23 protein-coding genes are annotated in these 24,562 nt (G+C 70.6%); 17 read left to right on the top strand and 6 right to left on the bottom strand.

Going from position 1 to position 24,562, the window contains the following annotated elements; genetic code table 11:
- Positions 1 to 8 precede the first annotated feature (8 nt).
- The 8 genes from AB0L33_RS31565 to AB0L33_RS31530 all read left to right on the top strand — a co-directional run bounded on the left by AB0L33_RS31565 (position 9) and on the right by AB0L33_RS31530 (position 12,246).
- Positions 9 to 1,070, top strand: a complete 1,062-nt coding sequence (locus AB0L33_RS31565) for an ABC transporter ATP-binding protein (RefSeq protein WP_365686865.1) — start codon at positions 9 to 11, stop codon at positions 1,068 to 1,070.
- Entirely contained in the window at positions 1,067 to 2,047 is a 981-nt protein-coding gene (locus AB0L33_RS31560) for an ABC transporter permease (RefSeq protein ID WP_365686863.1), read from the top strand. Before AB0L33_RS31565 ends, AB0L33_RS31560 begins: the two co-directional genes overlap by 4 nt.
- 4 nt (positions 2,048 to 2,051) lie before the next feature.
- A complete protein-coding gene (locus tag AB0L33_RS31555; RefSeq protein WP_365686861.1) occupies positions 2,052 to 3,038 on the top strand; it encodes an ABC transporter permease in 987 nt (328 codons plus the stop codon).
- The gene (locus AB0L33_RS31550; RefSeq protein ID WP_365686860.1) at positions 3,035 to 4,045 is read left to right on the top strand and encodes an ABC transporter ATP-binding protein; all 1,011 of its coding nucleotides are present in this window, start codon (positions 3,035 to 3,037) and stop codon (positions 4,043 to 4,045) included. Before AB0L33_RS31555 ends, AB0L33_RS31550 begins: the two co-directional genes overlap by 4 nt.
- Before the next feature lie 34 nt (positions 4,046 to 4,079).
- Positions 4,080 to 5,498: a GH1 family beta-glucosidase gene (locus tag AB0L33_RS31545; RefSeq protein WP_365686858.1), complete on the top strand. Its 1,419-nt coding sequence runs from the start codon at positions 4,080 to 4,082 to the stop codon at positions 5,496 to 5,498.
- A 163-nt stretch (positions 5,499 to 5,661) separates the two neighbouring features.
- On the top strand, positions 5,662 to 7,536 hold the full coding sequence (locus AB0L33_RS31540) for a discoidin domain-containing protein (protein WP_365686856.1): 1,875 nt from the start codon (positions 5,662 to 5,664) through the stop codon (positions 7,534 to 7,536).
- A 138-nt stretch (positions 7,537 to 7,674) separates the two neighbouring features.
- Complete coding sequence (locus AB0L33_RS31535) at positions 7,675 to 10,752, top strand: glycoside hydrolase family 3 N-terminal domain-containing protein (RefSeq protein WP_365686855.1); 3,078 nt, start codon at positions 7,675 to 7,677, stop codon at positions 10,750 to 10,752.
- 72 nt (positions 10,753 to 10,824) lie between these two features.
- The gene (locus tag AB0L33_RS31530) at positions 10,825 to 12,246 is read left to right on the top strand and encodes a hypothetical protein (RefSeq protein ID WP_365686854.1); all 1,422 of its coding nucleotides are present in this window, start codon (positions 10,825 to 10,827) and stop codon (positions 12,244 to 12,246) included.
- An 84-nt stretch (positions 12,247 to 12,330) separates the two neighbouring features.
- On the opposite strand, the gene AB0L33_RS31525 is transcribed toward AB0L33_RS31530, so the two are convergent.
- Positions 12,331 to 13,953: an adenosine deaminase gene (locus AB0L33_RS31525; protein WP_365686852.1), complete on the bottom strand. Its 1,623-nt coding sequence runs from the start codon at positions 13,951 to 13,953 to the stop codon at positions 12,331 to 12,333.
- 325 nt (positions 13,954 to 14,278) lie between these two features.
- Between AB0L33_RS31525 and AB0L33_RS31520 the strand changes: the two genes are divergently transcribed.
- From AB0L33_RS31520 to AB0L33_RS31505, 4 genes are all read left to right on the top strand, one after another.
- Entirely contained in the window at positions 14,279 to 15,133 is an 855-nt protein-coding gene (locus AB0L33_RS31520) for a GH25 family lysozyme (RefSeq protein WP_365686850.1), read from the top strand.
- A gap of 88 nt (positions 15,134 to 15,221) precedes the next feature.
- Entirely contained in the window at positions 15,222 to 16,352 is a 1,131-nt protein-coding gene (locus AB0L33_RS31515) for a glycoside hydrolase family 3 N-terminal domain-containing protein (RefSeq protein WP_365686849.1), read from the top strand.
- A gap of 80 nt (positions 16,353 to 16,432) precedes the next feature.
- Positions 16,433 to 16,900 carry a carboxymuconolactone decarboxylase family protein gene (locus tag AB0L33_RS31510; protein ID WP_365686847.1) on the top strand — a complete coding sequence of 156 codons (468 nt, stop codon included), beginning with the start codon at positions 16,433 to 16,435 and terminating at the stop codon, positions 16,898 to 16,900.
- A gap of 32 nt (positions 16,901 to 16,932) precedes the next feature.
- Complete coding sequence (locus AB0L33_RS31505) at positions 16,933 to 17,595, top strand: class I SAM-dependent methyltransferase (RefSeq protein WP_365686845.1); 663 nt, start codon at positions 16,933 to 16,935, stop codon at positions 17,593 to 17,595.
- Here the strand turns inward: AB0L33_RS31505 and AB0L33_RS31500 are convergent.
- Both AB0L33_RS31500 and AB0L33_RS31495 read right to left on the bottom strand, forming a co-directional pair.
- Positions 17,592 to 17,843, bottom strand: a complete 252-nt coding sequence (locus tag AB0L33_RS31500) for a DUF397 domain-containing protein (RefSeq protein ID WP_365686843.1) — start codon at positions 17,841 to 17,843, stop codon at positions 17,592 to 17,594. The genes AB0L33_RS31505 and AB0L33_RS31500 overlap by 4 nt on opposite strands.
- Entirely contained in the window at positions 17,840 to 18,625 is a 786-nt protein-coding gene (locus AB0L33_RS31495) for a helix-turn-helix transcriptional regulator (RefSeq protein WP_365686841.1), read from the bottom strand. Before AB0L33_RS31495 ends, AB0L33_RS31500 begins: the two co-directional genes overlap by 4 nt.
- A 210-nt stretch (positions 18,626 to 18,835) precedes the next feature.
- Here AB0L33_RS31495 and AB0L33_RS31490 point away from each other — a divergent pair, with 210 nt between their 5' ends.
- The gene (locus AB0L33_RS31490) at positions 18,836 to 19,159 is read left to right on the top strand and encodes a hypothetical protein (protein WP_365686839.1); all 324 of its coding nucleotides are present in this window, start codon (positions 18,836 to 18,838) and stop codon (positions 19,157 to 19,159) included.
- A 516-nt stretch (positions 19,160 to 19,675) separates the two neighbouring features.
- Here the strand turns inward: AB0L33_RS31490 and AB0L33_RS31485 are convergent.
- Positions 19,676 to 19,933 carry a Txe/YoeB family addiction module toxin gene (locus AB0L33_RS31485; protein WP_365686838.1) on the bottom strand — a complete coding sequence of 86 codons (258 nt, stop codon included), beginning with the start codon at positions 19,931 to 19,933 and terminating at the stop codon, positions 19,676 to 19,678.
- Positions 19,930 to 20,187 (bottom strand): type II toxin-antitoxin system prevent-host-death family antitoxin, encoded by a 258-nt coding sequence (locus AB0L33_RS31480; RefSeq protein ID WP_032763654.1) that lies wholly within the window; start codon positions 20,185 to 20,187, stop codon positions 19,930 to 19,932. The genes AB0L33_RS31485 and AB0L33_RS31480 overlap by 4 nt, the downstream gene beginning before the upstream one ends.
- A 188-nt stretch (positions 20,188 to 20,375) precedes the next feature.
- Here AB0L33_RS31480 and AB0L33_RS31475 point away from each other — a divergent pair, with 188 nt between their 5' ends.
- From AB0L33_RS31475 to AB0L33_RS31465, 3 genes are all read left to right on the top strand, one after another.
- On the top strand, positions 20,376 to 21,950 hold the full coding sequence (locus tag AB0L33_RS31475) for an FAD-dependent oxidoreductase (RefSeq protein WP_365686836.1): 1,575 nt from the start codon (positions 20,376 to 20,378) through the stop codon (positions 21,948 to 21,950).
- Between the two features lie 83 nt (positions 21,951 to 22,033).
- A complete protein-coding gene (locus AB0L33_RS31470; RefSeq protein ID WP_365686834.1) occupies positions 22,034 to 22,576 on the top strand; it encodes a DinB family protein in 543 nt (180 codons plus the stop codon).
- Between the two features lie 30 nt (positions 22,577 to 22,606).
- Positions 22,607 to 23,125, top strand: a complete 519-nt coding sequence (locus AB0L33_RS31465; RefSeq protein ID WP_365686833.1) for a proline dehydrogenase — start codon at positions 22,607 to 22,609, stop codon at positions 23,123 to 23,125.
- A gap of 5 nt (positions 23,126 to 23,130) precedes the next feature.
- Here the strand turns inward: AB0L33_RS31465 and AB0L33_RS31460 are convergent, their stop codons facing one another.
- Positions 23,131 to 23,751, bottom strand: coding sequence for a YceI family protein (locus AB0L33_RS31460; RefSeq protein WP_365686831.1), 621 nt, complete (start codon positions 23,749 to 23,751; stop codon positions 23,131 to 23,133).
- A gap of 223 nt (positions 23,752 to 23,974) precedes the next feature.
- Between AB0L33_RS31460 and AB0L33_RS31455 the strand changes: the two genes are divergently transcribed.
- Positions 23,975 to 24,514, top strand: coding sequence for a hypothetical protein (locus tag AB0L33_RS31455; protein WP_365686829.1), 540 nt, complete (start codon positions 23,975 to 23,977; stop codon positions 24,512 to 24,514).
- Positions 24,515 to 24,562: the final 48 nt, after the last annotated feature.

The raw sequence follows: 24,562 nt of genomic DNA, 5'->3' as shown, positions 1-24,562 counted from the left end.
TACCGGCCATGTCTGAACAGCCAGAGAACAACCACATCGTGCTCGAAGCACGCGGAGTCACCAAGCACTTCGCCGTGCGGCGCAACGCACGCGACCTCCTCGCGCGCACGCGCCGTACCGTCCACGCCGTGGACGACGCCTCGCTGCAACTGCGGCGCGGCACCGTCACGGCACTGGTGGGGGAGTCGGGCTCCGGGAAGTCCACCGTCGCCAGACTGCTCGCGCAGCTGTATCCGCTCACCTCGGGCGAGATCCACCTGAACGGGCAGCCGGTGAAGGCCGGACGTGGCCGGTCCTTCCGCAGTTACGTACGCCGGGTCCAGCTCATCTTCCAGGACCCGTTCGCCTCGCTGAACCCCGTGCACACCGTGCGCTACCACCTGACCCGGTCGCTGAAGATCCACGGTCGGGCGGGCAGCGGCGAGGCGGAACTGGAACAGAACCTGACCGCTCTGCTGAACCGCGTCCAGCTGACTCCTCCTCATCAGTACCTGGACAAGTTCCCGCACGAGCTGTCGGGCGGTCAGCGCCAGCGCGTGGCCATCGCCCGCGCGCTCGGCGCCGACCCCCAGGTCCTGCTGGCCGACGAGCCGGTCTCGATGCTGGACGTGTCCATCCGGCTCGGGGTGCTCAACCTGCTCAAGGACCTCAAGGACCGGCTGCACCTGGCGATCCTCTACATCACCCACGACATCGCGTCCGCCCGCTACTTCGCCGACACCACCCTGGTGATGTACGCCGGCCGCATCGTCGAGGGCGGTGACAGCGAGACCGTCACGCAGCGCCCCGCACACCCCTACACCCAGCTGCTCATCGCCTCCGCGCCGCACCCCGACCGGCAGGCCGCCGAGGACGAGCCGGAGGACCAGGGCACCGGCGAGCCCCCGTCGCTCATCGACCCGCCGGCCGGGTGCCGCTTCCACCCCCGCTGCCCCAAGGCCATGGAGCGCTGCCGCACCGAACTGCCGCCCCGGTTCGACCTGGCCGACGGCCAGTGGGCCGCCTGCTGGCTCTACGACGGCACCGGCACCGCCCGCACCGACGACCACGAGAAGGAGGCTGCGAAGTGAAGTTCCTGCTCCAACGGCTCGCCTTCTACCTGGTCACGGCCTGGGCCGCGATCACGATCAACTTCCTCATCCCGCGCCTGATGCCCGGCGACCCCGTCCAGGCGCTCATCGCCCGCTTCCAGGGCCAGCTGGACACCAGCGCCATCGACTCGCTGAAGGCCCTCTTCGGCCTCGACAAGAAGCAGTCGCTCTGGGAGCAGTACACCGACTACTGGGTGCACCTGTTCCACGGCGACCTCGGCCTGTCGTTCACCTTCTTCCCGACCCCGGTCAGCGAGGTCATCTCGCAGTCGCTGCCCTGGACGCTGGCGCTCGTCGGGATCACCACGCTGATCAGCTTCCTGCTCGGCACCGGCATCGGGGTCTTCACGGGCTGGCGGCGCGGCTCCTGGATGGACAACCTGCTGCCCGTCACCACGTTCATCTCGTCCATCCCGTACTTCTGGCTCGGGCTCATCGCGATCTCGCTGTTCGCCGTGAAGTGGCCGCTCTTCCCGGCCGACGGCGGCTACGACAACTCGCTGGTGCCCGCCTTCGACTGGCCGTTCATCTCCAGCGCGCTGTACCACGGGGTGCTGCCCGGCTTCACGATCGTCCTCAGCGCGGTCGCCGGCTGGATCCTCGGCATGCGGAACATGATGGTGACGGTGTCCAGCGAGGACTACGTCATGGTCGCCCAGGCCAAGGGCCTCTCCGAGCGCCGGGTGATGTTCGGTTACGCGGCACGCAACGCGATCCTGCCCAACATCTCCGGGTTCGCCCTCTCGCTCGGCTTCATCGTCGGCGGCACGCTCCTGGTGGAGATGGTCTTCTCCTACCCGGGCATCGGCTACCAGCTCTTCCAGGGCGTGGGCGCCAAGGACTACCCCCTCATGCAGGGCATCTTCCTCATCATCACGCTCTCCGTCCTGGCGGCGAACCTCCTCGCCGACATCCTCTACATGCTCCTCGACCCCCGTACCCGAAGGGAGGCGTAGGGCTGTGGCCGTCACCGCATCCGAGGTCGCCGTACTCGACGCGACCGAAACCCCGGCAGCGAGCAAGCGCAAGTTCCGGTTCCTGCGCGGCCGGAAGACCGTCATCGGCCTGGGCATCCTGCTCTTCTTCGTACTGATGGCGATCATCGGCCCGTGGATCGCCCCGTACGACCCCAGCGCGATGAGTCAGGACCTGCTGGAGGCCCCCTCCGGGGCGCACTGGTTCGGCACCACGCAGACCGGTCAGGACGTGCTGTCCCAGATCCTCGTCGGGACCCGGGGCGTGCTCGTCGTGGGCTTCGTCGCGGGCATCCTCGCCACCGCCCTGTCCGTGCTGATCGGCGTCACCGCCGGGTTCCTCGGCGGGCTGGCCGACGAGGTGCTGTCGCTGCTGTCCAACGTCTTCCTGGTCATCCCGGGACTGCCGCTGATCATCATCATCGCCAGCTTCGTCACGGACGCCGGCGACCTGCTCATCGCCTTCGTCATCGCCGTCACCTCCTGGGCCTGGGGCGCCCGCGTCCTGCGCGCCCAGACCCTGTCGCTGCGCCGCCGCGACTACGTGGAGGCGGCCCGCGCCACGGGCGAGCCGACCTGGCGGATCATCCTCTTCGAGGTGATGCCGAACCTCACCGCCGTCATCGCGTCCGGCTTCGTCGGCACGGTCATCTTCGCGATCCTCTCCGAGATCACCCTCGCCTTCATCGGCGTCGCAGACATCTCGAACTGGAACTGGGGCACCGTCCTCTTCTGGGCGCAGTCCAGCCAGGCACTGGCCCAGGGCGCCTGGTGGTGGTTCGTCCCGGCCGGGCTCTGCATCGCCCTGCTCGGCATGTCCCTCGCCCTGATCAACTTCGGCATCGACGAATTCGTCAACCCGCGCCTGCGCACCGAGACCGGCGGCTCCAAGAAGGTCAGGATGCGCGTCGGCTTCACCCCGGTGGCCCGCACCGGCACCAGCACCCCGCGCCACAAGGAGACCCGCTCATGAGCGAGCCCGTCCTCACCATCAGCGGCCTGAACGTGGACTACGGGACCGGCGCCGACGCCGTCCACGCCCTGCGCGACATCGACCTCACCCTGCACCGCGGCGAGGTCCTCGGCCTGGCCGGCGAGTCCGGCTCCGGCAAGTCCACCCTGGCCTACGCGGTCACCCGGCTCCTCTCCCCGCCCGGCGTCATCACCGGCGGCGAGGTCCACTACCACGGGCGCGACGGCGAGGCCATGGACCTGCTCGCCATGTCGGCGGCCGAGCTGCGCGCCTTCCGCTGGCAGGAGCTGTCCATCGTCTTCCAGGGCGCGATGAACTCGCTGAACCCCGTCTACACGGTGCACGCCCAGCTCACCGACGTGCTCCAGGCGCACCGCCCGGAGATGAGGAAGGCCGACCGCACCGCCCGGGCCCGAGAACTCCTCAGCCTCGTCGGGATCTCCCCGGACCGGCTCGGCGCCTACCCGCACCAGCTGTCCGGCGGCATGCGCCAGCGCGTCATGATCGCGATGGCGCTCGCCCTGGAACCCGAGATCGTCATCATGGACGAGCCCACGACCGCGCTCGACGTGGTCATGCAGCGGCAGATCCTGCGCCAGCTGGTCCGGCTCCGCGAGGAGCTCGGATTCTCGGTCGTCTTCATCACCCACGACATCTCGCTGCTGATCGAGTTCTCCGACCGGATCGCGATTATGTACGGCGGCCGGATCGTGGAGGAGGCCGGCGCCACCGAGATCTACCGCGACCCGCACCACCCGTACAGCGCCGGACTGCTGCACTCCTTCCCCGCGCTGCACGGCCCCCGCCGCGAACTCAGCGGCATCCCCGGCTCGCCCCCGCACCTCTCGGCGATGCCCGCCGGCTGCGCCTTCCACCCCCGCTGCGCCAAGAAGACCGAGGGCTGCGACACCCACGTCCCGGTGCTCGCGGCCCCCGGCACGGACGGCTCCCGCTCGGTGGCCTGCTGGCTCCACCACGAGGCCCCGGCCCCCGCCGCCCGCGCCTAGGCAGCCCCCGAGCAACGCACACCACAGGAGAAGCATGAACCTCGTCACCCCCCAGGCATACGCCCGCGAGATCGCCGCCCGGGCCGTACCCGGTCTGCCCGCCGGCTTCCGCTGGGGCGTCGCCACAGCCGCGTACCAGATCGAGGGCGCGGCGGCCGAGGACGGCAGGACGCCGTCCATCTGGGACACGTACTGCCGGGTGCCGGGCATGGTCGTGCGCGGCGAGAACGGCGACGTGGCGTGCGACCACTACCACCGCATGCCGGAGGACGTGCAGCTGATCGCGGACCTCGGCGTCGACACGTACCGGTTCTCGCTGGCCTGGCCGCGCGTCCAGCCGGGCGGCCGGGGCCCGGCCAACCCGAAGGGCCTCGACTTCTACAAGCGCCTGCTGGACGAGCTGGAGGCCAAGGGCGTCACCCCCTGGGTCACCCTCTACCACTGGGACCTGCCGCAGGAGCTGGAGGACGCGGGCGGCTGGCCGGTGCGCGACACCGCGTACCGCTTCGCCGAGTACGCCGCGCTCGCCTACGACGCGTTCGGCGACCGGGTCACGCACTGGACCACGCTCAACGAGCCCTGGTGCTCCGCGATGCTCGGCTACGCCTACGGCGGCCAGGCACCGGGCCGGCAGAACATGGGCGACGCGATCCACGCCGTGCACCACCTGCTCCTCGGCCACGGCCTCGCCTCGCAGTACCTCCGCGAGCAGGCCGCCGCCCGGGGCAACGACCTCGAACTCGGCATCACCCTCAACCTCGGCACCGCCACCCCGGAGACCGACAGCCCCGAGGACGCCGAGGCGTGCCGCCGCGCCGACGGCATGGGCGCCCGGCTCTACCTGGACCCGGTCGTCAAGGGCCGCTACCCCGAGGACATCGTCGCCGACCTCGCCGCCCAGGGCATCGAACTGCCCGTCCAGGACGGCGACCTGGCCGCCATCTCGACGCCGCTGGACGTGCTCGGCGTCAACTTCTACCGGGGCGCGCTGTTCTCCGGCGTCACGGAGGACGGGGCGACCACGGACGCGGAGGGGCTGCCCGTCACCCGTCAGGTGGAGCGCGACTTGCCGCGCACCGCCATGGACTGGGAGATCACCCCCACCGCCCTCACCGACCTGCTCGTCCGTCTGGAGAAGGACTACGGTCTCCCGACGGTCATCACGGAGAACGGCGCCGCCTTCGACGACACCGTCTCCGCGGACGGCGAGATCCACGACGCCGACCGCACCACCTATCTCGCCGACCACATCGCCGCCGTCGCCGCCGCCCGCGCCCAAGGGGCGGACGTGCGGGGCTACTTCGCCTGGTCGCTGATGGACAACTTCGAGTGGTCCTACGGCTACGACAAGCGGTTCGGCATCGTCCGCGTCGACTACGACACGCAGGTGCGGACGCTCAAGGACAGCGCCAAGTGGTACCGCGACACCATCCGGCTCACCCGCGACGCCTAGGGCGCGTCCCGAAAGTCCCGCCTGCCGGGCGGCGTCTGGCACGCACGCTCCAGACGCCGCCCGGCCCGCCCTCCGGGCGGACGGCGCTACTTTCGGGACACGCCCTAGCCCCACCGCCGCGGGTGGCCGCTCACCCTCACCGATACGAACGGGACACCCCACCATGCCCTCTCGTACGACCCTGGCAGCCGCCACCGCCGCTCTGATCGCCCTCGCCGCCCCCACGGCCTTCGCCGCCCCGGCCCCCCGGCCGGCGGTGGCCGAGGCCGCGGCCTGGGACACCGATTGGGCCGCCGCCGCCCACGCCGCCGACCCGGGCTCCGTCACCGCGTCCGGGAGCGAGAACGACGCCTCCGGACCGGGGGCGGTGGCTGACGGCGACGGCACCACCCGCTGGTCCAGCAACTTCGCCGACGACGCCTGGATCCGGGTCGACCTCGGCTCCGTCATCCGGGTCAGCAGCGTCACCCTGGACTGGGAGGCCGCCTACGGCAAGAAGTACGTCCTGGAGGTGTCGAGGAACGGCACGGACTGGACCACCTTCTACACCGAGGACGACGGCACCGGCGGCAGCGTCACCGCGCACACCTACCCGCAGGAGGTCACCGGCCGCTACGTCCGGATGCGCGGCATCCAGCGCGCCACCCCCTGGGGCTACTCGCTGTACTCCTTCAAGGTGTACGGCGGAGAGCCCGCCCCGGCCTCCACCACCCGCAGCAACCTGGCCCTCAACCACCCCGCGTACGGCGACCTCTACCAGCACGCGGGCAACTCCCCGGCCTTCGTCACCGACGGAGGCTGGCCCGCCGACCTGAAGGCCGACCGGTCCCGCTGGTCCAGCGACTGGAACGCCAACCGCTGGGTGGGCGTCGACCTCGGCGCCACCTCCACCATCGACAGCGTCGACCTGTACTGGGAGGCGGCCTACGCCGTCGACTACCGCATCCAGGTCTCCGACGACAACCGCACCTGGCGCACCGTCTACCAGCCGTCCGCCGCCGAGGTGGCCGCCCGCCGCGCCGACGTCAAGTCGCCCGGCGACGCCGTCGGACGGCACGACACCGTCCAGCTGCCCACCCCGGCGACCGGCCGCTACGTCCGGATGCTGGGCGTCGAGCGCCGCTCGTTCTACAACCCGGCGCCCGCGACCGCCCAGTTCGGCTACTCGCTCTACGAGTTCCAGGTGTGGGGCACCGGCGGCAGCGCGAACGCCGCCTACCCGGCCCTCCCCAAGGACCCGGGCGGCGCCTACACCACCACGTTCTTCGACGACTTCACCGGTTCCGGCCTCGACCGCGACAAGTGGCGGGTCGTGCGCACCGGCACGGAGATGAACCCGGTCAACGGCGAATCCCAGGCGTACGTCGACTCGACGGACAACATCCGTACCGAGAACGGCTCCTTGGTCCTCCAGTCGAAGTACTGCAAGGGCTGCACCCAGACCCCCGCGGGCACCTTCGACTTCACCTCCGGCCGCATCGACACCAACACCAAGTTCGACTTCACCTACGGCAAGGTCAGCGCCCGCATGAAGCTGCCGGTCGGTGACGGCTTCTGGCCGGCCTTCTGGATGCTCGGCAGCGACGTCGACGACCCGGACGTCTCCTGGCCCGGCTCGGGCGAGACCGACATCATGGAGAACATCGGCTACGGCGACTGGACCAGCTCCGCCCTGCACGGCCCCGGCTACTCCGCCGACGGCAACATCGGCAAGCAGCAGACGTACGCCAACGGCGGCCGGGCCGACGCATGGCACACCTACGGCGTCGAGTGGACGCCCGAGGGCATGACGTTCACCGTCGACGACCGCGTCGTGCAGACGACCTCCCGCTCCAAGCTGGAGTCCACGCGCGGCAAGTGGGTCTTCGACCACAACCAGTACGTGATCCTCAACCTGGCGCTCGGCGGTGCCTATCCCGCCGGGTGGAACAAGGTCACCAGCCCTTACTGGGGTCTTCCGCAGTCCAGCGTCGACCGGGTCGCGCAGGGCGGCGTCAAGGCGGAGATCGACTGGGTGCGGGTGGAGCAGAAGAAGTAGCGCCCCCGGACCCCCGAGCCACCCCCCACGCACCACCACCCCCCATGGCACGTCACCTCCCGGTACCACCCGCGTCCCGTGCGCGGCCCGGCACCCCCGCCGGGCCGCGCACGGGCACCGTACGAAGGAGCCGCACAGATGCCACCCCGCACCCGACGCCGGGCGAGACCCGCGACCGCCGTGCTGGCCGCCGCCACCGTGGTGGCCGGCCTGCTCGCCGGCGCGGTCCCGTCCACGGCGGCACCGGCCGCCGACGAACCGGCACCGGTCGCCATCGACCGCTTCGAGGGGGAGGTGCCCTTCGCCGGCCAGCCGGCCGAGGGCATCTTCACCTGGGGCGGCGACGCCGACGACCCCCCCACCCTGGCGCTGAAGGACCGGGCCGACGCCCCCGAGGGCGACAAGGTCCTCGAAGGCAGCTACGACATCAGCGGCTACGGCGGCCTCAGCCACGACTACGCCGCCGACGCGCAGCCGCACGACTGGTCCGCCCACAAGGGCATCCGCTTCTGGTGGTACGGCCAGAACACCGCGCCCCTGCCGCCCGGTTCGGGCAAGCGGATCAACTTCGAGATCAAGGACGGCGGCGCCAACGGCGAGGCGTCCGAGCTCTGGACCACCTCGTTCACCGACGACTGGGAGGGCTGGCACCTCGTCGAGATCCCGTTCGCCGACTTCACCTACCGGGGCGACTACCAGCCCGTCGGCGGCATCGACCAGGTCCTCGGCCTGAACGAGATGTGGGGCTGGGCCCTCACCCTGCCGACCGGCGCCCCCGGCACGTTCGCCATGGACGGCATGGAGCTGTATGGCAAGGCCGACGCGGCCCTGAAGGCGAGCGTCGTCACCCAGGCGGCCGTGGTCCCGGTGAAGCAGGGCGCGACCGCGTCCCTCGGCTTCACGCTCACCACGACCGGGTCCGTCCCGCTGGAGGAGCCCGTCACCGTCGCGTACGAGACGAAGGGCGGTACGGCGGAGTCCGGCACCGACTACACGCCGGTCAGCGGCACGTACACCTTCCCGGCGGGCACCGCGTCCGGCACCACCCACCAGGTGGACGTCGCGACGAAGAAGGTCTCCGGTGCCGCCACCGCGAAGACCGTCCCGCTGGAGCTGACCGTCACCGGCGCCCGGCCCCCGAAGGAGAACCCGCAGGCCGTCATCGACGCCCACGGGCTGCCCTACCAGAACGCGAAGCTGCCCGTGAAGCAGCGCGTCGCGGACCTGCTCTCCCGGATGTCGCCCGCCGAGAAGGCCGGCCAGATGACCCAGGCCGAGCGCAACGCGCTCTCCTCGCAGGGTGACATCGCCACGTACGACCTCGGCTCGCTGCTCTCCGGCGGCGGTTCGGTGCCCTCGCCCAACACCCCCGAGGCGTGGGCGAAGATGATCGACGGCTACCAGCTGCGCGCCCAGGCCACCCGCTTCCAGATCCCGCTGATCTACGGTGTGGACGCGGTGCACGGCCACAACAACCTGGTCGGCTCGACGGTCATGCCGCACAACGTCGGCCTCGGCGCCACGCGCGACCCGGAGCTGGCCGCGAAGACCGGTGCCGTCACCGCGAGCGAGGTCCGCGCGACCGGCGTCCCGTGGGACTTCGCGCCCTGCCTCTGCGTCTCGCGCGACGAGCGCTGGGGCCGGTCCTACGAGTCGTACGGTGAGGACCCGGCCCTCGTGAAGTCCCTGGAGACCGTCATCCAGGGCATGCAGGGCGCGGCCAACGGCAAGGACCTGCACCGCAACGACAAGGTGCTGGCCACCGCCAAGCACTACGTCGGCGACGGCGGCACGGAGTACGGCTCGTCCACCACCGGTTCGTACACCACCGACCAGGGCGTCACCAAGGTCACCCGGCAGGAGCTGGAGGCCGTCCACCTCGCGCCCTTCGAGGACGCGGTCAAGCGCGGCGTCGGCACGGTCATGCCGTCCTACTCCTCGCTCGACATCATCGGGGACGACCAGGGCCCGGTGAAGATGCACGGCGACGCCGAGATGATCAACGGTGTCCTCAAGGACCGCATGGGCTTCGAGGGCTTCGTCATCAGCGACTACAAGGCGATCGACCAGCTCCCCGGCGACTACGCGAGCGACGTGCGCACGTCCATCAACGCCGGGCTCGACATGATCATGGTCCCGACCGAGTACAAGGACTTCACGAAGACGCTCCAGGACGAGGTCACCGCGGGCCGCATCCCGCAGTCCCGGATCGACGACGCGGTCTCCCGCATCCTGACCCAGAAGTTCAGGCTGGGCCTCTTCGAGAAGCCGTACGCGGACACCGCCAACCTGGAGAAGATCGGCTCCGCCGCACACCGGGCCGTGGCCCGCGAAGCCGCCGCCAAGTCGCAGGTGCTGCTGAAGAACGACGGCAACGTGCTGCCGCTGAAGTCCTCGCAGAAGGTGTACGTCGCCGGTTCCAACGCCGACGACATCGGCAACCAGGCGGGCGGCTGGACCATCAGCTGGCAGGGCTCCTCCGGTCCCATCACCCCGGGCACCACGATCCTGTCCGCCATGAAGAAGGACGCCGCGTCCGTCACGTACTCCAAGGACGCGTCCGCCGACACGGCCGGATACGACGTGGGCGTGGTCGTCGTCGGTGAGACCCCGTACGCGGAGGGTGTCGGCGACGTCGGCAACGGGCACGACCTGAAGCTGTCCGACGCCGACCGGGCCGCCATCGACAAGGTCTGCGCCGCGATGAAGTGCGCCGTCCTCATCGTCTCGGGCCGCCCCCAGCTCATCGGGGACCAGCTCGACGGCATCGACGCGCTGGTGGCGTCCTGGCTGCCGGGCTCCGAGGGCGACGGCGTCGCCGACGTCCTCTTCGGCAAGCGGCCCTTCACCGGGCAGCTCCCGGTGACCTGGCCCAAGTCCGAGGCGCAGCTCCCGGTCAACGTGGGCGACGCGTCCTACGACCCGCAGTTCCCGTACGGCTGGGGCCTCACCACGCTGAAGAAGCCCCCGGCCGGCGGCGAGGTCACCCTCGCCCTGCTCGGTGCGGCCGCCCGGGTCGCCGAGAAGAGCGGACTCGGCCGGACCGAGGTGGGCCGGGAGATCGTCGGCCAGGCCCGCCTGCTGGTCCAGCAGAAGACCGGCGGCAAGCTGACCGAGAAGGTGTCCAAGCCGTTCGCGGACGCCGACCACCTGCTGCTCACCGGTGATCTCACCGGTGCGGTGGCGAAGCTCAGGACGGCCTACCGGGCCGCCTGAGGACGCGGAACGGGCGGGCGGCACCAGGAGGCCGCCCGCCCGTTTCGTACGCGTGTGCGTTAGCTTGGGAGTATGCGGAACAGGCCGTTCTTCGTCTCGACGGCCCCGGCGGCGCTCCTGGCGGGGCTGCTGGCCCTGCTGTCCGCCCTCGCCCTCTTCCTGGCTCCCGCGGCGGCCCCGGCCGTCCCGGCCAGGGCCGACGCCTCCACCGTGAACGACGTCGCCCAGGCCCTGCGCAAGGGGCCCGTCTACGTCGACCCGGCCGCGTCCGACCAGCTCTCCCGGAGCCAGGCCGCGGCCCTGGGCAAGAAGATCGAGGACGCGGACAAGCCGGTCTTCGTGGCCGTGCTGCCCAACACCGCCGCCTTCCCCGAGGACACCGTGCTGCGCACCCTGCGCGCCGAGACCGGTATCACCGGCGTCTACGCGATCCGCCTCGGCGACGGCTTCAGCGCGGGCGCCGATCCCCAGGTGATGTCCCGGAACGCCGTCATCAACCTCACCGCCGCCGTGAAGACCCCCGGCGCGGACACCGATGCGGCGACCCAGCTGGGCGCCTTCGTGGACCGCGCCGTCGAACAGGCCCGGGGAAGCGCCCCCGCCTCCTGGAGCGGCGGCGGGCACTCCGCGTCCACCGGCGGCTCGGCCGCCGTCGGCCTGGCCGTGACCGGAGCCGTGGTGGTCCTCGGCGGGGCCGCCGCGTACACGGTCGTCCGCCGCAACCGCAGGCGCAGGGAGGAAGAGGAGCGGGTCGCGCTCGACAAGCTGCGGGTCGTCGTGGACGAGGACATCACGGCGTACGGCGAGACCCTGGAACGGCTCGACTTCCACCCGGCGGAGCCCGGCGCCGACGACGCGATGCGCGGCGACTACGAGCGCGCCCTCGACTCCTACGAGAGCGCCAAGTCCCGCATGGCCGGGGCGAAGCACCCCTCGGACGTGCGCGGGGTGACCCAGGCCCTGGAGGACGGGCGCTACTCGCTCGCGGTGCTCGACGCCCGCCGCTCCGGCCGCGAACTCCCGGCCCGCCGCCCGCCCTGCTTCTTCGACCCCCGCCACGGCCCCTCGGTCGCGGACGTCCGCTGGGCCCCGGCGGGCGGCAGCGCCCGGGAGGTCCCGGTGTGCGCGGCGGACCGGGTGCGGCTGAGCGAGGGCGAGGACCCGATGAGCCGGACGGTCGAGGTGGGCGACGGCACGCGTCGGCCGTACTGGGAGGCGGGCCCGGCCTACGGTCCCTGGGCGGGCGGCTATTTCGGCGGCGGGCTGCTGCCGGGCCTCCTGGTCGGCACGATGCTCGGCTCGATGCTCGCCACCCCGGCGTACGCGGCGGACTACGGAGGCGGCGACTACGGCGGCGGAGACACGGGCGGTGACTTCTCCGGCGGTGACTTCTCCGGCACGGACTTCGACTCGTCCGGCTTCGGCGGCGGTGACGGCGGCGGCTTCGACGGAGGCGGTTTCGGCGGCGGCGGCGACTTCGGCGGGGGCTTCTGAGACGGGGGCTTCCGAGGCGGAGGCTCCGACGGTATGACGAAGGGGGTACGGGCCCGCGGCCCGTACCCCCTTCGTGCCTTGTCCTCAGCGACCCCCGTGGGCGCGCTCGAACGCGGCGAACGCCGCCTCCTGGCGCCACTCGGTCGCCGCCTTCGGGCTGCCCGCGAGGTAGTCCGCACAGCGCGCGCTCGGCCGGCCGTCACCGGGGCGGTCGGCCCGGCAGGCGGCCACCACGCGGTAGCCGGACGGCGAGGTGCCGGTGGCCCACAGACTGCGGCCGTCGCGGAAGGCGTACTCCAGCGAGGCGCGGGCCAGGTCCTTCAGCTCGGTGTACGAGAGGCGGTAGGTCTTCGCCGCGTACTGGTACTCGTGGCTGATGTCGATCCGGGAGACGCCCGGGTCGTCCGTGGAGAGCACGATCGGCACGCCGTAGCGGCGGTACGCGTTGAACGGGTGCTCGTCGCCCGCGACGCCGAGGATCTGCTTGTTGCTGGAGAACGGCACCTCGACGGCCACGTGGCGCCGGGCCATCGTCCGGGCCAGCGCGCGCCAGTCGTCCTCGTGGACCAGGTCGACGCCGTGGCCGATGCGCTCGGCCCCGGCGACCCGCACCGCCTCGTTGATGTGGAAGGTCAGGTCCTCCGGCTTGACCAGGCCCGGGGCCAGCTCACCGGCGTGCAGGGTGAGGTGGGCGCCCGGGTACTGCCCGCGCAGGTACTTCAGCATCCGCATCTGGAGGCTGTAGTTCTCCAGCGAGCTGTCCCAGTCCTCCGGCTGCACCAGGTTGACCGCGACGAACCGCGGGTCGCGCTCGGCCAGCCGCATGCCGACGACCATCTGCGTGAACACGCGGGCCGGGGAGCTGCCCCGGGACACCTGCGAGATCCACCGGACGGGCAGCCTGCAGGCGGGGGCGGGGCGCGGGGTGTCGCAGTGGGCGGCCTCGCGGAACTGGACGTCGGTGTCGTCGGCCTCCTGGACCGCCTCGTCGATGACCTTGTCGAGCTTGCCGCCCGCGACCAGCTTGCGGTGGAACGCGGCGAGGTCGGCGTCGTAACCCACCTCGTCTGCCAGCTTCTTGGCGCTCTCGGACGCCGGGCTGACCATCGTCTCCAGGTAGAACTGGTTCTGCTTGACGACGGTGTCGGCGACGTTGGCGAGCATCTTGCCCCGGGCGTACCAGGTGGCCATGCCGAACTTGCCGAACGTGTCGAAGAAGTGGTCGTGCCCGGACTCGTCGGCCGGGAAGTCCTGCATCGACCAGGCCCGGATGATCTGCTGCCGGAACGCGGCGTCCGTGCGGGCGTCGGAGGCCGGGCGGGCGCCAGGGGCGCACGGGGACGCCACCGCGGTCATCGTCGCGTCGATGCAGAGCCCCTGCTCGATCGCGAGCTGGAGCAGGTATTCCGTGGTCACCGCGCCGGACAGGTGGTTGTGCAGGTCGCCGCCCTTGGGCAGCTCCTTGAAGAAGGCCCGCAGCTGCGCGGGCCGCCCCCGCAACGAGTCCAGGTAGTCGGCGGTACGGCGTTCGGCGGGCGTCACCGGCCTGGGCGCCGCATACGCGGTGGTGCGTACGGCGCTGTCGCGCGCGGGAGCGGCGGCGGTGGCGGGGAGCGCCGGGATCAGGCTCAGCAGCGCGAGAACACCGCCGAACCCGGCCAGAACAGGGGACTTGGGACGGCGGACCGTCCGGTTGGTAGAGATCACCGAGGCATGATCGCGCTCACCGACGTCATTTGCCCGCGAATCATGCCTTTGGGAGAGAACGTCCACCCGATCGAGTGGGGGAGGCGCCTGACGGACCGGGACGGGCATCCCGAAAGTTCCGGCAGGCGGCGGGCGTTCGCGCAGTTCACGGCGATGAGTGGAGGTCTAGACCACTAACGAGGCACGAAAACTGTTTACCAGAGGGTCACTTCTGTGGCTGACTATGTCGTGTTCGCGACAAGTAGACGCGCGTAGACCCATGCGTGAAGCGTGCTGCCCGAGCGGTCCGGCCACGGCCGCTCCCCCCACCAGCAGGAGGCTCCTCATGATTACTCGCAAGAGACTCACCGCGGCCGGCGTCCTCGGTACGAGCGCGGCGCTGCTGCTCGGCCTGATGTCCGGCACCGCCTCGTCAACGCCCCGCCACGACAACCCCGTCCCGCTCGGCAAGGGATACATGGGCGTCGGCTACGTCCAGGACGCCAAGGACTTCAAGCCGGACACCCGGCAACTGCACCTCGGCGCCCAGCCGGACGCCAACCTCAAGGCGGCCCCCGAGGGCATCGACGTCTCCAGCTGGCAGGGTGGCATCAACTGGAGCTCCGTGCGCGGCGCGGGCATCGAGTTCGCCTGGATGAAGGCCACCGAGGGGCTGACGTACAAGGACCCGACGTTCAGTGCCAACTACCTGAACGCCTACAACGCGGGCGTCATCCGGGGCGCGTACCACTACGCCCGCCCGGACGTCTCCGGCGGCGCGGCCCAGGCCGACTTCTTCGCGAGCAACGGCGGCGCCTGGTCCCGCGACAACCTGACGCTCCCGGGCGTGCTGGACATCGAGGGCACCTGCTACGGCTACTCGCAGGCGTCCATGCAGCAGTGGATTCTCGACTTCTACAACCGGTACAAGGCCCGTACCGGCCGTGACGTCGTGATCTACACCAGCCCGAGCTGGTGGAACACCTGCACCGGCGGCTGGAGCGGCATGTCCGCCCGCAGCCCGCTCTGGGTCGCGCACTGGACCACCGGCACTCCCAGCATCCCGTCGGGCTTCCCCTACTACACCGTCTGGCAGTACAGCTCCACCGGCTCGGTGAGCGGTGTCTCCGGCAACGTCGACCGGGACCGCTTCGGCGGCGACCGCTCCCGGCTCCTCGCCCTGGCGAACAACACGCCGTGAACGTAAACGTATAGGTGTACGCGCCGGAGCGGCCGGGACGGGCCGCTCCGGTCCCCGCCCGCCCTCACCGTTCACGAAGGAGCACCTCATGACCCCACCCCTGAGCAGGCGCGGCGCCCTGATCGCCGGGGCCGCGGCCCTCGCCGGAGGTCTGGGCCCGGCGGCCGGAGCGGCGGAGGCGGCCCTCCGGCTGCCGGAGAGCACGCGCCCCCGCTTCTCCGCCCTGTCCCCCCTCCAGCGCGCCGGGCAGCGCGTCATCCACTCCTACCCGGGCCTCACGCCCCCCGCCTCCCTGATGACGGCCATCGAGCAGGGCCACACGGCGGGCGTCATCTTCTTCGGCGAGAACGTCGAGAACCTGACGCAGATCGAGGGCGTCATCCGCTCGATGAACGCGGCCCGCGCCTCGTCACCCATCCAGGCGCCGCTGCTCCTCATGACCGACCAGGAGGGCGGCATGGTCCGCCGCCTGCCGGGGGAGCCCGTGAAGTCCGCCAAGGACGTCGGCGCCTCCGCCGATCCGCACTACTGGGCCGACTTCACCGGCAGCGGCGCGGGCATGAACCTCGCCGGGGTCGGCATGAACGTCAACCTGGCCCCCGTCCTCGACGTCTACCGCAAGGACGGCGACTTCACCGACCAGTACGAGCGCTCGTACAGCAAGTCGGCCGCCGCCGTGGCCAGTTGTGGCGCGGACTTCATCACCGCCCAGCAGCGCGAGGGCGTCGCCGCCACCGCCAAGCACTTCCCGGGCCTGGGCCCGGCGACGGCGAGCCAGAACACCGACCTGCGGTCCGTCACGATCTCCACCTCCGCCACCACCCTCCGCAGCGTGGACGAGGCCCCTTACCGGGACGCGATCGCGGCGGGCGTCAAGCTGGTCATGCTCTCCTGGGCGATCTACACGGGCCTGGACTCCGCCCGCCCCGCCGGTCTCTCCCCGACCGTCGTCGGAGAGCTCCGCAACCGCCTCGGCTTCAAGGGCGTCACCGTCACCGACGCGCTGGAGGCCGGCGCGCTCTCGTCCTACGGCAGTACGTCGCAGCGCGCCGTGAAGGCCGCCGCGGCCGGGATGGACCTGCTGCTCTGCTCGGCCCGCAGCGTCTCGCAGGGCGACGAGGCGGTGGCCGCCCTGGCCGACGCCCTCGGCGACTCGCTCGACCCGACCGCCTTCGACGCGGCGGCGGCCCGCGTGAACGCCCTGCGCGCGGGGCTGTGACGGGGCGGGCCTGTTACCTCGGTCCCGGCCGCCACGTCAGAGAGGTGTAGCAGCCACTCGACAGAAGGCAGGAACCGATCATGGACGCTCGTCTCAACCTCTTCACCCACGCCGTTTCGGCCAAGGCCATGAAGCACATCGTCGCGGCGGGCAGGGCCTTGGAGGACTCGGCCCTGCCCCTCGCCACCCAGGAGCTGGTACGGGTGCGGGCCAGCCAGCTCAACGGCTGTGCGGCCTGCCTCGACATGCACACCAAGGAGGCCGCGCACGCCGGGGAGACCACGACCCGCCTCAACCTGGTCGCGGCCTGGCGCGAGGCCACCGTCTTCACGGACGCCGAGCGCGCCGCGCTGGAACTGACCGAACACGGCACCCGCCTCGCGGACGGCGGTGTCCCTGACGAGGTCTGGGCCAACGCCGCCAAGCACTTCGACGAGGACCAGCTCGCGGCCCTGGTCTCCGCGATCGCCGTCATCAACACCTTCAACCGCCTGAACGTGCTCGTACGGCAGCCTGCGGGCGATTACGTGGTCGGCCAGTTCGCCTGAGCGGGGCCGCCCCGGCGCGATAGGTTGCCGTGATGGCCGACATACCCCTGTCCTCGCCGTCCACCCCCGGCAGCTCCGCCGACGTCGTCCGCACCTGGGACGCGCGCGCGGAGCACTACCTCCAGCTCTTCCGGTACGAGCTGGAGGCGAAGCCGTACGACCTCGAGGTCCTGCGCATGTTCGCGAAGCGGGTCGGCGCGGGCGGCCGGGTGTACGACGCGGGCTGCGGGCCCTGCGGCCACGTCACGGCCCTGCTCGCCGCCCACGGGCTCGACATGCTGGGCATCGACCTCTCGCCCCGCTGCGTCGCGCTGGCGCGCCGGGAGCAGCCGGGTGTGCGGTTCGCCGTCATGGACCAGCGCGCCGTCACCGGCGGCCCGCTGGACGGCCTCGTCTCGTACTACTCCCTGCACGACCAGCCCAAGCGCCTGCTGCCCGACACGATGGCGTCCTGGGCCGCCGCGATACGCCCCGGCGGCCAGCTGCTCGTCGTCGCGAAGGAGGGCGAGGGGGACGGCGTCATCGATGACCCCCTGGGCAGTGGACTCCAGGTCTACTGGGCGGAGTTCACCGCGTACGAGCTCCGCAGGGCGGCCCACGAGGCGGGCTTCACGACCGACGACTGCACGGTCCGCGAGGCGTACGAGGACGAGATCCCGGCCCGCCGCGTGTACCTCACGGCGACGAGGCGTTAGGCGTTCGCCCGGAGGAAGGCGTCCCAGGCGGCGGGCGGGACGGTGAGCACGGGGCCGTCGGTGACCTTGGAGTCCCTGATGTGCACGGCCGCGGGGTGCGCGACGACCTCGACGCACGCGCCGCCTTGGTCGTTGCTGTAGCTCGACTTGCGCCAGTGGTAGGCGACTTCGAGGCAGTTGCCGCCTTCGCTGCCGCTGTAGCTGGACTTGAACCAGCTGAGTCCAGTGCCGTGTGCTGCGCGGGTCATGTCTCTCCAAGCAGGTCGTCCATTAGGCAGATGCTCTCCTCGGGCGAGTGCGCCTGCGACCGGAGCATCCCACATTTCTGCTGGAAGACGCTGACTTCCTCGGCGTCGTCCACGAGGAAGCTCACGCGCTGCCCTTCGATGTACGCGAGTTGATCGTGATCCGCGGTTTCCAGGAGGACCATCGGGCCGTCGAGTGCGGCATGAGTCCGGCGATTCGTCGGCATGATCTGGATGGTCACGAAGGGCAGTTCGGCGACCTCGCGCAAGCGCCGGATCTGCTCCCGCAGGACGTCGGGCCCGCCGATGGGTCGGTGGAGGATCACCTCCTCCAGGAGGAAGCTCAGCATGGGGCGGGGCTTGCGCTCCAGCAGGGCCTGCCGCTGCATGCGGTTCTTCACGCGCTCCTCCACCTCCTCCGGTTCGAGCGGCGGATAGGAGGACTTGAAGACTGCTCGCGCGTAGTCCTCGGTCTGGAGGAGCCCCGGTACGAGCTGGTTCTCGTACGAGTGCAGTGCCACGGCCTCCTGCTCGTACTCCACGTAGTCCTGCACGAAGAGCGGGAACCGCTCCTTCTCCGGCACCTTCTCCACGGCGACCTGCAAGGCCCCCTTGGTTTCCAGGAGTCCATCCAGGAGCATGGCGAAGTCCCGTCGAAGCAGGCGCCGCCCCTGCTCGATCGACGCGATCGTGTCGTCGCTGACGCGGCATCGATGCGCGAGGGCCGCCTGAGTTAACCCGGCCGCTCGCCGGAACATGGACACCTGGGCACCGATCAGGTGCACTCAGGGGAGCTGGGGTCCGTATCACCCGCTGGGGAATAGTTGTCTGACGTACTGCGCGAATGTGCTCCGAGCGGGAGGGGCTGACGTTCCCGAAGGGAAAGCGGCCATTCCCTGGATGAGGAAGTTCCTCTCGGGCGGCCAGCAGGCTTCTCGCTGATGACGTCTTGACCAGTGTGTTTAAGTGCTGTGTCCCGATCGCAAGGAACCTGGATGGCTACAAGAAACTCCGAGGCGCTCGATATATTCCTCAAGGTCGCTGCTGACTCCAGGGTTTCGTGGCGCGCTGTCGAACTCGCGGGTCGAGGAATCTCGACTGACGCGGCGAGTGTCGTCTGGATGATTTCCAAGGGGAAGCATTCGCTAAGTGGAGAGGAGTTGTCTGATCTCCTTATGAGGCAGGGTGATCTGATTGATTCCCTATCCGGAGTTTGGCGATCCTTCGACGGTGGGGAGCTCTCTAGCGCGGATTTCGACGACCGGCTAGAGGCGGTTGTGCTGGGGCTAGAGGAGTGGATTGCGCGAGCCTCGCGGTAGCAAAGCACCAAGCCCCCGTCGGAATTTCTCCGGCGGGGGCTTTTGGGCGCCTTGACGGCAACGTGAGTCTCGAAGTTTCGTGACGGGCCGCCGACGGATTCCGTGGCCCGTGTTCTGTTGAGGGCTGAGGCTGTGCAGGCCGAGGGCCCGAGCGTCGCCTCAGGGTGGCGCACTCCGGGTTTCGATTTGCTGTCGTAGGGACGGGTGGATTGGCTGGTCAGCCGGGCTTCGGCAGGAGTGTGAGGTGACCCCTTCGATGCCGACACCTGAACGGCAGGTCACGCGACGAGCTGTGGGTGAAAGTCATCTGCCATGGCTCGCGGCAAGCAGTCCGGGGATGCCGGTCGCGGACATCGCCCGGTCGCTGGGCGTTGGAGGTGGCGCTGGGGACCTGGATAGAACGCGAACCGGAGGCCGACGGCGGAAGGCGGCTGGGGGCGACGGCGGTGGACGTCGTGGTGAGCCGGGAGGTCGAAGCGTTGAGAGTGCGCAGGTTCTCCTTCTGGCCCCTGGCGGTCAGTAGTGGTCGCGGGCCTGGATGATCTCCAGGCCGCCGGAGTCGGTGACGCGGTAGACCAGCCGGTGTTCCTGCGTGATGCGGCGGGACCACCAGCCGGACAGATTCCCCTTCAGTGGCTCGGGCTTGCCCCTGCCTTCGAAAGGGGTCCGTTTGATCTCCTTGATGAGGTCATTGACCCTGCGGAGCGTCTTGCGGTCGGTGTCGGCCCAGTGGGTGTAGTCCTCCCACCCGTCGTCCGAGAACGACGTCTTCACGCGTCCTCCGTGTCGATCAGGTCTCGTACGGTGCCGCGGCCGGCGTCCATCTGCTCGATGGAGCGCATGAGGCGGGCGGCGTTACGGGGGGAGCGCATCAGGTACATCGTCTCCTCCCAGGCGTTGTAGTCCTCCTCAGACATGATCACGACGGTGCCCGCCTTCGATGTGACGCGCTCCGGTGCGTGGTCCTCGGTGACGCGACGGATCAGGCCGAAGAAGTCCTTCCGTGCTTCGCTTGCGTTGATGGTCATGGGGTTCCTCCTGTGCATGTCGCCAGGTCGCGATAGAGACGTACTTAAAACGGTACCAGATGCGTACGTTATTCGGTACGGCGAAGGTTGCGGCCTTGTGTCCGGGTGGATCGTTTTGCCGCACCGGCAAGGATGTTTGCCGCAGTCGCGCGCGGGCCCCACCATCTCCGTAGATGGAGGAGGTTCGCATGAGCGACAACACGCAGATGTACGACGTAGTGGTGATCGGTGGCGGGGCCGCCGGGCTGAGCGGGGCGCTGGCCCTCGGGCGGGCGCGGCGGTCCGTGCTCGTGATCGACTCGGGGAGTCCGCGCAACGCGCCCGCGTCGCACGTGCACAACTACCTGGGGCGCGAGGGCACCCCGCCCGGGGAGCTCCTGGCGATCGGCCGGGAGGAGGTCGCCGGGTACGGGGTCGAGGTCGTGACCGGCGAGGTCACCGTGGCCGAGCGGCTGCCGGAGGACGCCGGATTCCGGGTGGTGCGCGGGGACGGGACGGCCGTCACGGCGCGGCGGCTGCTGGTCACGACCGGGCTGACCGACGAGCTGCCGCCCGTCCCGGGCCTGGCCGAGCGGTGGGGCCACGAGGTGCTGCACTGTCCGTACTGCCACGGCTGGGAGGTGCGCGACGCGGCGATCGGCGTCATCGCGGTCAGCCCCATGGCCGTGCACCAGGCGCTGCTGTGGCGGCAGTGGAGCGGGGACGTCACGCTCTTCCTGCACAAGGGGCCCGAGCCCTCCGACGAGGAGTACGAGCAGCTGGCGGCGCGCGGCATCGCGGTCGTGGACGGCGAGGTGGCCGGGCTGGAGGTGACCGACGACCGGCTGACCGGCGTCCGGCTCGCGGGCGGCCGGGTGGTCGAGCGGGCGGCCGTCGTCGTCCAGCCGAGGTTCACGGCGCGCTCCGGCGTGCTGGAGAGCCTGGGGCTGCGCCCCGTACCGCTGGAGATGGGCGGGCACACCGTCGGCTCGTACATCGAGGCGGACCCGGCCGGCGCGACGGCGGCGGCCGGGGTGTGGGTCGCCGGGAACGTCACCGGTCTCATGGACCAGGTCATCGGCGCGGCGGCGGCCGGGCTCAAGGCGGGCGCGGCCATCAACGGGGACCTCGTCACCGAGGACACCAAGCGCGCCGTGGAAGCCCGTAACGCCCCGTCCGACGCGGAGCTGTGGGACAACCGGTACCGCGAGAGCCACCGCATCTGGAGCGGGAAGCCCAACACCGTGCTCGTCCGTGAGGTGGAGGACCTGGCGCCGGGCCGGGCGCTGGACCTGGGCTGCGGGGAGGGCGCGGACGCGGTCTGGCTGGCGGGCCGGGGCTGGCACGTCACCGCGACGGACATCTCGCGCGTGGCGCTCGAACGGGCCGCCGAGCACGCGGCGGAGGCCGGGGTCGCGGACCGGGTGGACTGGCAGTTCCACGACCTGGGCGCCACCTTCCCCGAAGGGGCGTACGACCTGGTCTCGGCGCAGTTCCTGCACTCCATGGGCGACCTGCCCCGCGAACGCATCCTGCACCGGGCGGCCCGCGCGGTCGCCCCGGGCGGGGTGCTGCTGATCGTGGGGCACGCGGGCTTCCCGGCCTGGGACGACCGGCACGCCGACATGGAGCTGCCGACCCCGGACGAGGTGCTGGCCCAGCTGGAGCTGCCGGAGGGGGAGTGGGAGGTGCTGCTCAGCGAGGAGCACGAGCGCATCCAGAACGACCCGGACGGCAACCCCACCACCCGAACGGACAACGCCCTGAAGGTCAGGCGGCGTTGACCGCGCGTACAGGACCGGATCTGACCTAATGCGCTCGTACTGTCGGTCCTGACGGCGGAACAGGAACGACGGAAGGCAGAACCATGAACGCCAGCGAGACGCCCACCGCGAACACCGGCTCGGACGAGCGGGCGGACCTCCTGGAGGCGCTGGGCAAGCAGCGGCACTTCCTGCGGTTCACCACGCGCGACCTCACCGACGAGCAGGCGGGGGACCGGACGACGAAGAGCGAGTTGTGTCTCGGCGGCCTGATCAAGCACGTGACCTCGGTCGAGCGGGGCTGGGCCGCGTTCATCGTGGAGGGTGCCGCCGCGATGCCGGACTTCACCGCGATGACCGAGGCCGACTTCGCCAAGCGGGCCGACGAGTTCAGGATGCTGCCGGGGGACACGCTGGCGGGCGTGCTCGACGCCTACGAGAAGGTGGCGGCGGCGACCGACGAGCTGGTCGCCTCGCTGCCGGACCTGGGCGCCGCGCACGCGCTGCCGAAGGCCCCCTGGTTCGAAGGGGACGCGAAGTGGTCCGCCCGCAGGACGCTGATGCACATCATCGCGGAGACCGCGCAGCACGCGGGCCACGCGGACATCATCCGGGAATCCCTGGACGGCTCGAAGTCCATGGGCTGAGCGGGCCGGGGCGGCGGCACAATGGCGCGCATGGATGCCGAAGTCGCCGCGCTGATAGGGGCCGCCGTCGGCTCGCTCACCACTCTGGGGGCGGCCTTCGTCACCGGGCGGACGGCGGCCCGCTCCCAGTACGACCAGTGGCGCAGACAGCACCGCAGGGACGCGTACGTGGCGTACCTCGGGGCCCTGCACGACCGGGACATCGCCCTGGACGCCGTCTTCGAGGCGCTGCGGCCGGAGCGGCCGGACATGGCGATGGTGGACGAGCGGGTCGGCGCGTTCGTCGGCCTGGCCCGCGAGGTTCACCGGGCCGCCGAGGTGGTCCTCGTGGAGGGGCCGGACGCCATGGTCGCGGCGGTCGGCCGGGTGGGCCGGGCGTCGGGCGAACGCGCCGAGCTGATGCGGCGGATGGTCGCGGACGCCCGCGCGGGCGACACCACGCACAGGGCCGCGCACACCGCGCTGGCCGCTCGACGCGACGAGGCCCTTCACCAGGCGGTGAAGGGCCTTCGCGCTGCCGCCGCGCGGGTGCTCGACGCTCCGCGCTGAGCGGGTCAGGCCTGCGGGGCGGCCTTGATGGCGGAGATGTCGAAGGTCAGCTTCACCTTGTCGCTGACCATGACGCCGCCGGTCTCCAGCGCCGCGTTCCAGGTCAGGCCCCAGTCCGAGCGCAGGATCTCGGCGCCGCCCTCGAAGCCGACGCGCTCGTTGCCGTAGACGTCCTTGGCGGAGCCGTTGAACTCCAGGTCGATGGCGAGCGGGCGGGTCACGTCCTTGATGGTGAGGTCGCCGGTGACGCGGTACTTGTCACCGCCCAGCTGCTCGGCGGAGGTCGAGCGGAACGTCATCAGGGGGAACTTCTCGGCGTCGAAGAAGTCGCCGCTCACCAGGTGGCCGTCGCGGTCCTTGATGCCGGTGTCCACGCTGGCGATCTTCACGTCGATCGAGGCCGTGGAATTGGCCGGGTTGCTGCCGTCGAGCTTCAGGGAGCCCGCGTGCTCGGCGAAGGAGCCGCGCACGTTGGTCACCATGGCGTGACGCACGGTGAAACCGATGCTGCTGTGCGCCGGGTCGATCGTGTAGTCACCCGTCAGCGCGGCCAGGGCGGGGTCGACGTCGGCCGTGGTCGTGGCGGCGGCAGCGGCGTCGTCGGACTTGCGGTTGAACAGAGCCATGGCTCCTCCTCGAAGACCTGGCCGAGTGGGCTCGACCTGTTGTTTAACCTTCAACGACATTCACTGTAGGCCCATCTTGTTCAAAGTTCAACATCTGTCGCGCGGACTGTTGCGATGCCCGCCATCTGTTCACGCGGCCGTTACGCGAGGCCCCCTGGCGACGCGCGTAGAACTGGGGCACTATTCCTCTGCCCCTTTGTCATGCACAGGAGGAGAGTCCCCCATGGTCTTCCACGCGCCCCGTGTCCCCCGGATGACGCTGCGCCCCGTCCTGACCGCGCTCGCCCTCGTGCTCGGCGTCCTCTTCGCGCCCGGCTTCGGCCTGGTGAGCGGCACGACCGACGCGTACGCCGTCACCAAGCTCACCCACAGCCAGGCGACCGCACGCTTCAGCTCGTCCGGGATCACCTGGTCGTCCTCCGGCGGCTGCTCCGACCGCTACAACTCCACCTGCACCTCGTTCGAGCAGCTCAACCTGGCAACCGCGCAGGGCGCCCAGACCCTGAAGAGCGCCACCGGCTGCGCCCTGAACATCACCGGCGGCACGGAGACCGGGCACGCCAGCGGCACGTACTCGCACTGGAACGGCTACAAGCTGGACTTCGGCAAGACCACCTGTCTCACCAACTACGTGAAGAGCGCGTTCAGTTACATCGGCCTGCGCGGTGACGGCGCCCCCCAGTACAAGTCCGCGTCCGGCAACGTCTACGCCGACGAGGGCAACCACTGGGACGTGACCTACTACAACTGCGGCGGCTGCTGACCGGTTGCGCCCCCCGTAAGCGACTGCGCCCCCACCGTTCCCGGGTGG

Source organism: Streptomyces sp. NPDC052299, from assembly GCF_040679335.1.
In the GTDB taxonomy this organism is placed as follows: Bacteria; Actinomycetota; Actinomycetes; order Streptomycetales; family Streptomycetaceae; genus Streptomyces.
The sequence above is the reverse complement of the archived record's forward strand: the minus strand, read 5'-3'. Positions and strand labels throughout refer to the sequence as shown.

Excerpts from the sequence above, each read along its gene's own strand:
- AB0L33_RS31535 (WP_365686855.1), top strand. The coding sequence starts at position 7,675 with ATGCCACCCCGCACCCGACGCCGGGCGAGACCCGCGACCGCCGTGCTG.
- AB0L33_RS31530 (WP_365686854.1), top strand. The coding sequence starts at position 10,825 with ATGCGGAACAGGCCGTTCTTCGTCTCGACGGCCCCGGCGGCGCTCCTG.
- AB0L33_RS31465 (WP_365686833.1), top strand. The coding sequence starts at position 22,607 with ATGGATGCCGAAGTCGCCGCGCTGATAGGGGCCGCCGTCGGCTCGCTC.
- AB0L33_RS31470 (WP_365686834.1), top strand. The coding sequence starts at position 22,034 with ATGAACGCCAGCGAGACGCCCACCGCGAACACCGGCTCGGACGAGCGG.
- AB0L33_RS31545 (WP_365686858.1), top strand. The coding sequence starts at position 4,080 with ATGAACCTCGTCACCCCCCAGGCATACGCCCGCGAGATCGCCGCCCGG.
- AB0L33_RS31565 (WP_365686865.1), top strand. The coding sequence starts at position 9 with ATGTCTGAACAGCCAGAGAACAACCACATCGTGCTCGAAGCACGCGGA.
- AB0L33_RS31515 (WP_365686849.1), top strand. The coding sequence starts at position 15,222 with ATGACCCCACCCCTGAGCAGGCGCGGCGCCCTGATCGCCGGGGCCGCG.
- AB0L33_RS31550 (WP_365686860.1), top strand. The coding sequence starts at position 3,035 with ATGAGCGAGCCCGTCCTCACCATCAGCGGCCTGAACGTGGACTACGGG.
- AB0L33_RS31480 (WP_032763654.1), bottom strand. The coding sequence starts at position 20,187 with ATGACCATCAACGCAAGCGAAGCACGGAAGGACTTCTTCGGCCTGATC.
- AB0L33_RS31505 (WP_365686845.1), top strand. The coding sequence starts at position 16,933 with ATGGCCGACATACCCCTGTCCTCGCCGTCCACCCCCGGCAGCTCCGCC.
- AB0L33_RS31500 (WP_365686843.1), bottom strand. The coding sequence starts at position 17,843 with ATGACCCGCGCAGCACACGGCACTGGACTCAGCTGGTTCAAGTCCAGC.
- AB0L33_RS31455 (WP_365686829.1), top strand. The coding sequence starts at position 23,975 with ATGGTCTTCCACGCGCCCCGTGTCCCCCGGATGACGCTGCGCCCCGTC.
- AB0L33_RS31490 (WP_365686839.1), top strand. The coding sequence starts at position 18,836 with ATGGCTACAAGAAACTCCGAGGCGCTCGATATATTCCTCAAGGTCGCT.
- AB0L33_RS31460 (WP_365686831.1), bottom strand. The coding sequence starts at position 23,751 with ATGGCTCTGTTCAACCGCAAGTCCGACGACGCCGCTGCCGCCGCCACG.
- AB0L33_RS31510 (WP_365686847.1), top strand. The coding sequence starts at position 16,433 with ATGGACGCTCGTCTCAACCTCTTCACCCACGCCGTTTCGGCCAAGGCC.
- AB0L33_RS31540 (WP_365686856.1), top strand. The coding sequence starts at position 5,662 with ATGCCCTCTCGTACGACCCTGGCAGCCGCCACCGCCGCTCTGATCGCC.
- AB0L33_RS31520 (WP_365686850.1), top strand. The coding sequence starts at position 14,279 with ATGATTACTCGCAAGAGACTCACCGCGGCCGGCGTCCTCGGTACGAGC.
- AB0L33_RS31475 (WP_365686836.1), top strand. The coding sequence starts at position 20,376 with ATGAGCGACAACACGCAGATGTACGACGTAGTGGTGATCGGTGGCGGG.